The organism is Cytobacillus eiseniae (genome assembly GCF_017874625.1).
GTDB lineage: Bacteria > Bacillota > Bacilli > Bacillales > Cytobacillaceae > Cytobacillus > Cytobacillus eiseniae.
This window is the reverse complement of record NZ_JAGIKZ010000002.1, coordinates 373,389-386,726: the sequence shown is the minus strand read 5'-3', so window position 1 is coordinate 386,726 and position 13,338 is coordinate 373,389. Positions and strand designations below refer to the sequence as shown.

Below are 13,338 nucleotides of genomic sequence, written 5' to 3'. Positions count from 1 at the left end.
CCTCCAACCGATAACTACATTTTCTGAATAAAATTAGTTTACTATAGTCGTAGTAAAGAAGGAAGGAAAATGCTCAATCATTCACAAAATTACAAATAACTCTAAACTTGGGGATTGTTATAAGATTTGTTAACTGCATCCAAAAAAGAGTGTCAACACTTTTCGAAATTATTAGTGAGATTAACGTTTTCAGGGGATTTTTTAATACGATAAATATACAAACAGTGGGGTGTTGCCCCACTGTTTCCTTTTAATACAAATGATGTTTTATCCTGCTAATCTTCCATCAATCCCATCTTTTTACACGTATCAACAAAAAGTTAATTAGCCATTGTTAATTTCATTCCGCTTTCTAGTAATTGCAGCTTTATTTTTTCTTCTATTCTTGAATCAGTAATAATTGAATGAATGGCAGATAAAGAGGCAATTTGTGAAAAGGCACGAATTCCTATTTTACTAGAGTCAACCATTACGATCGTTTCATCAGCAATTTCTAGCATTTGTTTTTTTACTAATGCTTGGGATTCATTTGAATCACTCAGACCTTTTTCCAAATGAACGCCTTTGCATGAAATAAACGCTTTATTTACGTGATACATCTTAAGTGATCTTTCTGACAGTGGACCTACATATGAAAGGGATTGATTTAACAAAATCCCACCTGTAGAAATGACTTTTATTTGCTCTTTTTTACTTAGTTCAACTGCAGCCTTTATTGAATTTGTAAGTACGGTTAGAGGCATATCAGGTAATTCCTTAGCTAAATACCATGCAGTCGTGCTTGCATCTAAGACAATTTGATCACCAGGCACAATCATGCGGACAGCTTCTTTAGCAATGGCCTTTTTCTCGTCAATATTTACTATTTCTCTTTCAAGATAGGAAATCTCTGACTGTTCTTTTTCAACGCATATAGCACCACCATGACTGCGCTTAAGAAGTTGATCTTTCTCCAGCTTTTCTAAATCACGCCGGATTGTTTCTTCAGTTACTGAAAAGATCTTACTTAATTCTGTCACTCGTATACTTAATCTTTCATTAACTAAATCAATAATTCTTCTATGTCGTTCAGCAACAAGCACTTCCACTGCACCCTTCCAACTTTTGGATTATGTTTGTTTCTTTTTATTTATTTTGAGAACCTTTATTATTTTATCATAATATTCCATAAATAAAAAAGGAAAAAAAGAACCACCTACCTAGTAAATGCAGCAGGCACACCTCCGTCAACCGTAAGCATGCAACCTGTCGTTTTGTCTGCTTTAGAAGAAGCAAAATATGCAATTGCTTCTGCAATATCAGATGGATAAATATTTACTTGCAGTGTTGTTCGTTTTCGATAATGCTCTTCTAATTGATCTGGATGAATTCCATAAGCTGCTGCCCGTTCCTCACGCCAACTCGATCCCCAAATTGCTGATCCTTGTAGAACAGCATCCGGAAGAACCGAATTTACACGAATCCCATACTCCCCACCTTCAGCAGCAATACATTTAGCTAAATGGATTTCCAAAGCTTTAACAGCGCTATAGGCTGATGCATTTTTCCCTGCGTATAACGAATTTTTTGAACCAACAAAGATCATATTCCCGCCAATTCCTTGTTGTTTCATTTGTTTAAAGGCTTCACGGGCAACTAAAAAATAACCAGTTCCTAAAACATTCATATTCAAATTCCATTCTTGTAGAGTTGTTTCATCAAACGGATTAGAGGTTGCTAGCCCAGCGTTATTGACAATAATGTCCACACCGCCATATGAAAGTGCCATTTTTATGAATGCATCCTCCACCTGAACTTCCTTCGTTACATCCATTTGTACAGCAATAGCACGATTTGTCCCATATTTATTATTTATTTCTGCTGCTACTTTTTTTGCACCTTCAAGATTTAAATCTGCAATAACAAGATGTGCACCTTCAGAAGCAAACCGACGGCATGTCTCACTGCCAATTCCCCCTGCTCCACCAGTAACAAAGATGATCTTTCTTGAAAATTCAGCTTCAGCTGGTGCAAGTGATAGTTTATATTGCTCCAATGGCCAGTATTCTACATGATATGATTCTTCTTCATTTAATGAAACAAAGTCCCCTAGAGTAGTAGATCCCTTCATAACGGCAATTGCCCGATGATATAATGCACCACTTATTCCTGCATTTTCATATCCTTTTCCTGTATTCACCATTCCGATTCCAGGAATAAGAATAACTCGAGGCGCAGGTTCTACCATGTGATCACCATCCTGCTTATGACTGGTAAAGTAAGTTGTGTACTCTGTTTTGAAACGAATAATTCCATCTCTTATTCTCTCAATTAATAATTCTATATTCTTAGACTCAGGATCCCAATCAATATACAGAGGCGTCCGCTTCGTATGAACTAAATGATCTGGGCAAGCTGCCCCCACTTGAGATAGTTTCGCCGCTTGATAGCTATTTACAAATTGTAGAACATCCAGACTACGATCATACGTTAAGATCATTTTTCTATCTTCACTTACTGCACCGCGAATCACGGGCATAACTTTTGCTAAAAGATCAACTGCCACTTCTTCAGGGAGTGTTTCAAATTTTTGCCCTCCAAATACAGAAGTTTCATCAATTCTTTCATTTATATATGTTTCTGCTTCATTAATAATTGCTATTGTTTTGTGATATGATTCTTCAGATGTTTCACCCCAAGTAACCAAACCGTGCTTTTCCATTAAAACTAGCTCGGCATCAGGATTGTTTCGAACGCCTTCTGCAATCAGCTTTGATAATGTAAATCCAGGCCGGATATAAGGAACCCATACGAATCGATTGCCATATATCTCTTCAGCAATTTGTTTGCCATTATCTGCACAGCAAAGACTAATAATAACATCTGGATGTGTATGATCCACGTGTTTAAATGGCAAGAAGGCATGCAATAATGTTTCAATTGAAGCTCTGGGATGATTGCTATCAATCATGCAATGAGAAAGATAAGTAACCATCGCTTCATCAGTCATGTCTTCGCGATCATACAATGGTTGAATATCGTCTAATCGAAGGCAAGTAAAATTATCATCGGTCATTGTAGCTAAATCAGAGCCACTTCCCTTGACCCACATGATCTCAATATTTCTGCCACGAAAATCCTGCCCGACCATTTTCATTGAAGTATTTCCGCCACCCCAATTACATACCGTACGGTCAGAACCAATTAAATTCGAACGATAAACTAATTCCTCAAGCCCCTTTTGCATTTGTTGTGCCTTTATTTCATTCCATTTATTTTCCGCCATTCATTTCCCTCCTATCCAAAAATAAAATGCATTTTGTTTAATTATATAATATTTTTGTTTGTTTTTGAATATTTAATATTTAATTTTGTTTGTTTTTATTTATTCATTTCTTTTTCATTTCCTCGCATTACTTATAAATGTATCTATCTGCTTTTTTGTAGGCAAAGAGGCGATTGCACCTTTGCCAGCTGCTGTTAATGCTCCACAGCCATTAGCGAATTCAAGGATTTCCACCCCGCATTTTTGAAGTAATTCCTCAATATTAAATGGGGTTGCTTTCATTTCCTGGAGTTTATAATTGACTCCTCCTATAAACGCGTCACCTGCACCTGTTGTGTCTATTACATCTATTACATATCCACCTGACTCGTATTTACAATTCTTTATGTATAAAGTTGCACCATTTGCACCATTTGTATAGATCACTGCCTTAACATTTCCAATAAAAAGTGAATATATTGCTTGATCAATACCTTTAATACAAGTAATAAATTCCAGTTCGTCATCCGATACTTTAATCAAATGTGCAAGCGGTACAAAAGCGAGTATCGCTTCTCTGCATTCTTCCGGGCTATTCCATAAAGCAAGCCTTACATTTGGATCAAAACTAACAAGTCCTTGTGCTTGAATAACTGCTTGTATTGCTTTTTTATGTGCGTATTTCATTGGACTTTCCACTAAGTCAACTGAACAGAAATGAAGGATATCCCCAGGCTGAAACCAATTCGCATCAATCTCACTTTCATCTAATAGCAAGTCAGCAGAAGGGTTCCGATAAAAGGAAAAGTCTCTTTCTCCATTTTGTTTCAAAGATACAAATGCGAGTGCTGTGTTTGCGTCATATGTTCTTTTTATTTTATCAATTTCCACTCCAACACTTTCTAAATTTTCAATTAAAAAATCGCCAAAAGGATCCATTCCTAATTTTGTAATGACCGATGAAGAACCACCTAGTTTTGCAACAGCTGCAGCTACATTTGCCGGTGCCCCTCCAGCTGATCTTGTAAATGAAATTGTGTCTTTGAGCGGCTGACCACTCTGTAAAGGAATAAAGTCAATTAATACTTCACCTATTGCATAAAGCTTTCCCATTCTCATCATCTCCGCCATATTCGCTTACTTTTTACGAAAAATCCCTCAGTATTGGCTGAGGGATCCTTTATTATCTATCTTATTGATTCTTTTATCTCCTTCAAACATTTCATTACATTATTTTCTCCACGTCCAAAATAGTCATGCAGACGAATATATTCTTGATAAAGCTTTTCATATATTCGAACATTCTCTTGCATTGGATAATATGCTTCATTTTTTAGCTGTGCCATATTTCTTGCTGCATCAATAATGGAATCATATCCACCATTTATACTCCCAGCTGCAACAGCTCCATACATCGCAGCCCCTATTGATGAAGTCAGGGTTGTATTGGAAATTTTGATTTCCATGTTTGTCACATCTGCATAGATTTGCATTAATCGTTTATTGCGATGAGGGAGCCCTCCACAAGCATAAAGTTCTTTTATAGCTACTCCTTGTTTACGAAATGTTTCAATTATCGATCTCGTACCAAAAGCAGTGGATTCAATCAATGCTAAGTATATCTCTTCAGGTGTGGTTGATAAGGTCAACCCGATAAGTAAGCCTGATAAATCAGCATCCACCAATGGAGTGCGATTGCCATTTTGCCAATCTAAGGCAATTAATCCACTTTCACCTGGTTTCAGTCGACTAGCCTTTTTTTCTAGTAGTTCGTGAATCGATATGCCTTTATTTCTTGCTTCATCTTCAATATAGGACGGGACACTCTGATTAATATACCACGCAAATATGTCACCTACAGCCGCTTGACCAGCTTCATATGCAAAGAGCCCTGGAATGATTCCGTCTTCAACAACACCACTCATTCCTTCCACTAATAATTCTTTTTCACTTAAAAGCATATGACAACTAGAAGTTCCCATCACCATAACCATTTTTTCTGAATCAGTAACCCCCACACCTGGGACTCCTGCATGAGCATCTATTATTCCTACGGAAACAGAAATGCCTGGAGAGAGTCCCATAAATTCCGCCATTTCACTTCTTAGCTCTCCAGCTTTTGAGCCAATTGGAACAACTTCCCCACTTAATTTCGTTTCATAAATATCTGCTAGTCTCGAATCTAACTTATTTAAAAACTCAGGTGGCAAATATCCATCTTGTTTATGCCATATGCCTTTATAACCAGCCGCACAACTATTCCGCTTAATATTTCCAGTCAGCTTTGCTGTAATCCAATCTGCTGCTTCAAGGAAATAGACGGCCTCATCATATATTTCAGGTGCTTCATTCAATATTTGCCAAACTTTTGGCAGCATCCACTCTGATGAAATTTTCCCACCATAACGCTTTAACCAGTCTCCTCCATATAGAGAAGCTAATTGATTGATTCGGTTGGCTTCATTTTGTGCAGCATGATGCTTCCAAAGCTTTACCCAAGAATGAGGATTATCCTTCAATCGATCGATCAAACAAAGTGGCCTTAATTCTTCATCTGTTGGCAATATTGTACAAGCCGTAAAATCAATTCCCAGTCCAATTACATCTGCTGGGTCAATTCCCGATTGCTTTATCACTTCTGGTACAGAAGTAAATAATACGGTTAAATAATTTGCTGGGTTTTGTAAGGCAAAACTAGGAGCTAATACTATATCTGAATTTGGCAATTGTTTATCAATGACCCCATCCCTATATTCAGTTACATGTGTAGCAATTAACTCCCCATTTGTGACATCTACTAACACAGCCCTTCCAGATTCGGTTCCATAATCGATCCCAATTGAATACTTTTTTTCATTCATCGATTAAACCTCATTTACTTATAGTTTTTCATACACATTAAACATTTCATCATCAAAGTAAAACTAAAATCTGTTTGGATTTCTCCTTCACACTCCGTTGTTTCAATGTGGGAGTAAATATTAGTAGAATTAACGATATAATGGCCCATAATTGCTGCATGCACGGTAATCCGCACCTTCAGGGTCATTCGTTCCAAACATTCCCCAAGCACTCGGTCTAAAAATTTTGTCCTCGCTCACATTATGCATATTGACTGGAATGCGTAGCATAGAAGCAAGCGTTATGATTTCACTTCCAATATGACCAAAACTCAATGAGCAATGATTAGCTCCCCAGCTATTCATGACAGAATATACATCTTTGAACACACCGGAACCTGTTAAGTTAGGCACAAACCATGTTGTTGGCCATGTCGGGTCAGTACGGGTATCGAGTATATCATGAACCTCATTAGGCAGTTCCACTGTATATCCCTCTGCTATTTGAATAACCGGTCCTAAACCCTTAATTAAATTTATTCTTGCTATTGTAACTGGCATATTTCCTTTAGTTAAGAAATCACTAGAAAATCCACCTCCACGGAAATAGCCAGTAGATGATGGCCGCCAAAGTGTTGCATCTAGACACTTTTGAGCTTCTTCTTCACTTATTTCCCAGAATGGTTTCATTGCTGGCTTTCCATCAATCGATTGCTCTCCTGTTCCATCAAGTGCTGCTGCTCCTGAATTGATCAAGTGAATAAATCCATTTTCTGCCAATCCTTGAGGCTGATAACCCGTAACTCTTTCTACTGCACTTGGGCTCCAATAGGTTCTTACATCCGCAAATACTTGAGCCGTATTTGTTAACAGATGGCCTAAAAGCATTGTAATCCCATTTAAGCTATCATTTTCTGTTGCCAACATATAAGGAGGGCGAATGCCGTTCCAATCGAAGGAAGAATTTAATATCGCCTCCATGAAATCACCATTCGGGAAATGATCTGTCCATTGACGTTGACCTTGGAAGCCTGCAACAATCGCATTATGCCCCAAAGCCTCTTCGCCATAGCCGATTTCAGCTAATTTAGGATTTCCAATCATTAAATCACGTGAAATCAAAGCCATTTTCAGACTTATTTCCCAATCCTTATCTTTTTCAACTCTAGACCTCTGATTGGCTTCCACATTATTATCTGGACCTTCCATACAATTTTCTTTCACCCAACTATGTGCTCTTTCAAATTCTTCCTTATCATAAATTTCTTTATCCATCCTTCTAATAAACTCTGAACTATCAATATACTCATTTCTCATCCCTAGATAATCTTGAAAAAAGCTCTCATTGATCATACTTCCTGCAATCCCCATCGAGACACTGCCCATCGATAGATATGATTTTCCTTTCATCATTGCAACAGCTAGACCTGCCTTCGAAAATTGCAGAAGTTTCTCCTGAACATCATGAGGAATGGTTGTATCACCAACATCCTGTACGTCCTCACCGTAAATTCCGAAGGCAGGAATTCCCTTTTGATTATGGGCTGCGAGGACAGCTGCTAAATATACAGCACCTGGTCTTTCAGTTCCATTAAACCCCCATACCGCTTTAGGAATAGTTGGCGTCATATCCATTGTTTCAGATCCATAGCACCAGCATGGTGTGACAGTAATAGAGACACCTACACCCTCTCTTGAAAACTTTTCTGCTACTTGTGCTGCTTCAGCGACACCACCTATACATGTATCAGCTATAACAAACTCTACTAATTCACCATTATAATGTCGTAGATTTTTAGATAAAAATTTCACAACCGATTTTGCCAAATTCATCGTCGTTTGCTCTAAAGATTCTCGAACACCATTTCTTCTACCATCAATCGTTGGTCTGATACCTATTTTTGGTAAATCCCCGTGATACCTATTTTTACTGATTTTCATACAGATATCCCCTTTTCACTAGTTTAATAAAACGTTCATATGCTTCCTGCCATTCCATTTGATTTTGAGGTTCATATATTTTCAAAGGAAACGAGTTTGCTACGATTTCTCTTCCTTCTTTTAAATCCTTTATCTCACCTAATGCAATCCATTGTGACAAGGCATTACCAATTGAACTTGCTTCAATCGGACCAGCAATTACTGTTCGATTCGTAGCATTGGCAGTAAACTGGCATAAAAGATCATTTTGAATTCCGCCTCCCCCCATGTGAATCAACTCGATTTTTTTACTCGTTAATTGCTCTAATTTCTCTAGTACCCAACGATATTTAAGGGAAAGACTTTCTAAAATACACCGTAAGAAATCACCAATAGATTCTGGTTGCTGTTGCTCAGTCTGTCTGCAATATTCTGATAGTTGATTCACCATATTACTTGGATTAAAGAATGCAGGATCATCAGGATCTATCAAACACTTAAAAGCAGTCGAATGGTTAATTGAATGTAATTCCTCCTCATATGTAATACGATTCCCTTCCTTTGACCAAATAGATCGACATTGCTGGATAAGCCATAATCCCATTGAATTTTTGAGTAAGCGGGTTTCACCATCTGCCGTTCCTTCATTTGTAAATCCCCATTTTAACGCCTCTCTGCTTATTACTGGCTCCTTCACTTGAATTCCCATCAATATCCATGTGCCACAACTCATAAATGCTGTACTATCTGATGTAATTGGCAAGGCAGCTAATGCACATGCTGTATCATGTCCAGCTCCAGCTATGACTTGTGTAGAATAAATGCCAAGCTCTTTATTGATTGAATTCAATGTTGGACCAAGAATTGTTCCGGTCTTAACTATATCAGCCATTAAATTCATAGGGATATTTAATTCAGCCATTAAGTCATTGTCCCATTTTTTTTGATGAACATTATATAGAGAGGTGGTCGTACTAATTGTGTATTCATTCGCCTTTATACCTGTAAAAAAATAGCTAAGCAGATTCGGAGTTAGCAATAATTGATCGGCATGCTCAAGTAATGCAGGGTTTCGTTCATGTATTGCAACTAACTGACAAATTGTATTAATTGGTGCAGGTGCAACACCTGTCCGAGCAAAAAGCTCTTCTTTTGAAATTTTTTGTGCGATTTTCTTTATGCTTTCATTCGTATGTGGATCTCTATAGGAGTATGGATTCCCAATAAGTTCCCCCTCTCTGGAAAGAAGGCCAAAATCAACACCCCAAGTATCAATTGATAGACTTTCAACTGATTTGTATCCATTTTGAATGCTCTTTCCCATGCCATTTTTCATTTCTTGATATATTCTTAGTACATCCCAATAATAATGACCAGTCAGTTGAATAGGCTGATTCGAAAATCGATGAATTTCCTCTAGGTACATGTTCTTGCCATTAAAGCTATTTACCATTAAACGACCATTTGAAGCACCTAAATCGAAAGCCCAAACATGTTTCAATCCCTCATCCCCTTATGGCCTTCTCTTTCATTGATTGTCCTTGAGTAATTCTGAACGATATTTTTCTGAGGATAGATTTCTTAAATCTTGACATTCTTCTTTTGTGAGGATTCTTGGAGTACCAAAAGTTGAAGCAATTGTATATACCTTTGCAGATTCTTCAGTAATCTGCATAAAGAAATACGCCTCCTTCATTGTTTTTCCTACGGATAATACCCCATGATTTCTCATGACCACTACATCTGTATCTTCAATAACATTAGCAACAGCATTTGCTAATACTTCCGTAGTAGGAATCATGTAGTCCAAATAAGCAATCTTACGAATCATGGCTGGAAAATCAGGAAAGATACTTGGAATTTCATGACCAGCAGAAGATACACCTACAGAGTAACTAGGATGTGTATGAAGAACAGCCATTATATCTGGGCGTTTACGAAAGCATTCAAGATGCATTAATACTTCCGAAGATGGTTTTAATGAATCAATTATTTCTCCTGATTCGATATTCACTCGCACCCATTGATGATCTTCAATCTCTTGAAGATCAAAACCACTAGGAGAGATGTACATGATATTTCCATCTCTTATACTTAAATTCCCACCAGCACCAACAACTAGACCTGACTCAACAATTTTTGCTGCATACTGCTTTAATTCAGCAATTGCTTTCGACAAACTCTTCACCTCCATTTAGGAAAATTTGTTATATAAGCATTTCTAAAAGTGCATCAATCACTCGCATATTAGAAATGGCATGATCACCTGATGAAACAGGTTCCCTGTTCGACTGTATGCAATCTGCAAAATGCTCCACTTCGAATTTATATTGATCGCCATCAATAACATACTCTCTAAACTCATTTTCAAGCACAAGCTGTACAATTCCCTTTCCTGCATTCAAATCTGGCCGGTAAGCGAAAGGAACACGAATGGAGCCTTTCGAACCGATAATTTCATATTCATTTTTCAACATTGCATCAAAACTACACATAAACATTGCTTGCACATTATTTGGAAATGTCATGATTACTGAAGCGGAAGTATCAACACCCTCATCATTCATTTCTCCGATGACACTCATTTGAATGGGTTCTGCTTCTAAAATATATCGAAGTGAGTGAATACAATAGCAGCCAATATCATAAATCACCCCTCCACCTAATTGCCGATTTAGACGAATATTCCCTTTTCTATCCTCCATGTAAAAAGAAAAATTGGCGTGGAGCATCTTAATATCCCCTATTACATTATCTTGAATTAATTCCTTTACTTTTGTGTGCTGAGGATGAAAACGATACATAAATCCTTCCATAAAAAGGACATCATTGGCCATGCATGCTGAGACCATTGCTTTAACATCCTCTGTATTCAAGGCAGCTGGTTTTTCGCATAAGACATGTTTTCTTGCATTTGCAGCTTTAATCGCCCATTCTTTGTGCAAATGATTAGGCAGAGGGATATAGACGGCATCAATTTCTGGATCTGCTAATAAATCCTCATAGCTCTCATATGAATGTGGAATATTGAATTGAGAGGCAATTTTCACTGCTTTCCCACTGCTGCTGGCAATCGCAGCAACTACCCCATTAGACGATCTTTGGATAGCAGGAATAACCTGCTCCATCGCAATCTTTGCTGTACCTAAAATTCCCCATTTAATTTTATCCATTGTCTTTCCTACTTTCTTAGATTATGAGATTCAATCATTAAAGAGGATGCCACAAGCTGAACATCCTCCCTAATTTTGCTGACTATTCGTAAATAACTGCCGCTATTTCTTCGTCATCAATATTGTCTTTATCATAGTAGAAGAAACCAGTATCAATATTTTTTTGTACTTCTTTCCCATTAATCGCATCAACCGCTGCCTTTACTGTCTCATACCCTATTCCAACCGGGTTTTGCGTAATCGCACCTGTCATTAAACCATTCTTAATTGCATCAATTTGTTGTTTTCCTGAATCAAAACCAATCACAACTAAGTCATTTCTATTCACCTCAGAAACTGCATTAACTACCCCGATTGCAGAGCCTTCATTCGTACCAAAAATCCCCTTAAGGTTAGGATACGCTTGCATAATTGCCTTTGCCGCATCTGTTGATTTAAGATGATCTCCTCCACCATATTGGATATCTACAATTGTAATATTTGGATACTTTTCCTTTATTTGATTAACAAATCCATCACGACGGTCAATACCAGTTTGACTTACCTGATCATGAGCTACGACAGCCACTTCCCCTTCTTCACCGATTAATTCAGCCATTTTATCTGCTGCAAGTGCGGCTGCTGCACGGCTGTCTGTAGCAGCTGTTGCGAGAGGAATTTCACTTTCCACACCTGAATCAAAGGCGATGACTGGAATTTTATTATCACTTGCTTCTTGTAAAAGACTTAATGCCGCTTGGCTATCAAGTGCAGCAAAACCGATTGCATCAGGATTTTTATCTAATGCCGCACGCAGCATTTCCATTTGCTTATCAACCTGTGATTCACTTTCCGGTCCTTCAAATGTAATTTCTACATCAAATTCTTTTGCAGCTTGCTCCGCACCTTGCTTCACAGCCTGCCAGAATTGATGCTGGAATCCCTTAGAAATAATTGCAATATAAGGTTTTCCATCTTTTGAACCCCCTGAATCATTGTCGGTATTGGACTGATCTGACGAACAAGCACCCAAAACTAAAGAGAATAAAAACATTACAGCTAGAAAAATAGTACTCTTCTTTTTCACTTTATAGCCCCCTTGTTTTTTTGAAAAATATATATTATTCCCTTTTAGAGAGTAATACCGAAGTAATTAATTTGCCTTTTTATTTCTAATTACATCTGTGTAGACTGCAAAAAGAATGACTGCCCCTACAACGACCGTTTGCCATTCCTGTGGGACAGATAAAATGCGTAATCCATTTGTTAATACACTCATAATCAGCGCACCAATAACAGTCCCTAGAATGGTTCCTTTTCCACCACTTAATGAGGTTCCCCCAATCACAACTGCTGCAATGGCCTCTAATTCATATCCTTGTCCTAACGCTGGTTGAGCTGAGTTTAGACGTGCTGCCATAACGATTCCGCCTATTCCTGTAAATATCCCTGCAATCGAGTATATAATTATTTTCCACTTGTTCACATTGACACCAGATAATCGGGTGGCCTCTTCATTGCTGCCAATGGCAAAGGTAAATCTGCCAATAATCGTTTTATTCAAAATGATTCCACCAATAACTGCCATTCCGAAGAAAATGAGGATTGCATTAGGTATTTCAATCCCTGGAATAATGGAGCCCATTGCTATTTCTGTAAAAGCCTCATACGAAGTAAAATAAATTGGTGCTGCCCCAGAAATCACCAATGCTAAACCTTTTGCAATCATCATCATTGCAAGCGTTGCTATAAATGGCGGGATTCTAAATTTGGCGATTGCAATACCTGCAATGGCTCCGGCCGTGGCACCTGTTAATATCCCACCTAAAACACCAACAATAATGGGCAAGCCCATACTAGTGATAAAAACACCAGTCATTACTGAGCAAAGGGTCATTACTGTCCCTACTGATAAATCAATCCCACTCGTAATAATAATAAAAGTCGCTCCTAATGCTAAAATGCCTATAACTGATGTTGAAAGGAGAATACCAATAATATTATTAAACTGAAAGAAATTTGGAGATGCGATCGAAAAGAAGATGATAAGAATGATCAAACTGCCGAATGCTAAAAATTGTTGAATTGCATTTGATTTTAAATGAATCTTTTTCTTATCATTAGGTATCAACTGAGGACCTTGGGTTTCCATGGTTCATGCCCCTTTCAGTAGTCATTGTAA

Annotated in this window: 10 protein-coding genes; all 10 read right to left on the bottom strand. The window is 37.8% G+C overall.

The features are described from left to right. Positions 1-320: 320 nt before the first annotated feature. The 10 genes from J2Z40_RS04045 to J2Z40_RS04000 all read right to left on the bottom strand — a co-directional run bounded on the left by J2Z40_RS04045 (position 321) and on the right by J2Z40_RS04000 (position 13,308). Positions 321-1,082 (bottom strand): DeoR family transcriptional regulator, encoded by a 762-nt coding sequence (locus J2Z40_RS04045; RefSeq protein ID WP_066399252.1) that lies wholly within the window; start codon positions 1,080-1,082, stop codon positions 321-323. Between the two features lie 113 nt (positions 1,083-1,195). Beyond that, entirely contained in the window at positions 1,196-3,265 is a 2,070-nt protein-coding gene (locus J2Z40_RS04040) for a bifunctional aldolase/short-chain dehydrogenase (RefSeq protein WP_066393892.1), read from the bottom strand. A 114-nt stretch (positions 3,266-3,379) separates the two neighbouring features. Further along, positions 3,380-4,357 carry a carbohydrate kinase family protein gene (locus J2Z40_RS04035; protein ID WP_066393891.1) on the bottom strand — a complete coding sequence of 326 codons (978 nt, stop codon included), beginning with the start codon at positions 4,355-4,357 and terminating at the stop codon, positions 3,380-3,382. Between the two features lie 74 nt (positions 4,358-4,431). Beyond that, complete coding sequence (locus J2Z40_RS04030) at positions 4,432-6,105, bottom strand: ribulokinase (protein ID WP_066393890.1); 1,674 nt, start codon at positions 6,103-6,105, stop codon at positions 4,432-4,434. A 129-nt stretch (positions 6,106-6,234) separates the two neighbouring features. Then, entirely contained in the window at positions 6,235-8,025 is a 1,791-nt protein-coding gene (locus J2Z40_RS04025) for an L-fucose isomerase (RefSeq protein WP_066393889.1), read from the bottom strand. Beyond that, positions 8,012-9,505, bottom strand: a complete 1,494-nt coding sequence (locus tag J2Z40_RS04020; RefSeq protein ID WP_083953882.1) for a rhamnulokinase — start codon at positions 9,503-9,505, stop codon at positions 8,012-8,014. Before J2Z40_RS04020 ends, J2Z40_RS04025 begins: the two co-directional genes overlap by 14 nt. A 27-nt stretch (positions 9,506-9,532) precedes the next feature. Continuing rightward, on the bottom strand, positions 9,533-10,183 hold the full coding sequence (locus J2Z40_RS04015; protein WP_083953881.1) for a class II aldolase/adducin family protein: 651 nt from the start codon (positions 10,181-10,183) through the stop codon (positions 9,533-9,535). A gap of 28 nt (positions 10,184-10,211) precedes the next feature. Further along, positions 10,212-11,177 (bottom strand): Gfo/Idh/MocA family protein, encoded by a 966-nt coding sequence (locus J2Z40_RS04010; RefSeq protein WP_066393883.1) that lies wholly within the window; start codon positions 11,175-11,177, stop codon positions 10,212-10,214. 82 nt (positions 11,178-11,259) lie between these two features. Further along, positions 11,260-12,210 carry an ABC transporter substrate-binding protein gene (locus J2Z40_RS04005; RefSeq protein WP_066399245.1) on the bottom strand — a complete coding sequence of 317 codons (951 nt, stop codon included), beginning with the start codon at positions 12,208-12,210 and terminating at the stop codon, positions 11,260-11,262. Between the two features lie 99 nt (positions 12,211-12,309). After that, positions 12,310-13,308: an ABC transporter permease gene (locus J2Z40_RS04000; RefSeq protein WP_066393882.1), complete on the bottom strand. Its 999-nt coding sequence runs from the start codon at positions 13,306-13,308 to the stop codon at positions 12,310-12,312. Between the last annotated feature and the right edge of the window lie 30 nt (positions 13,309-13,338).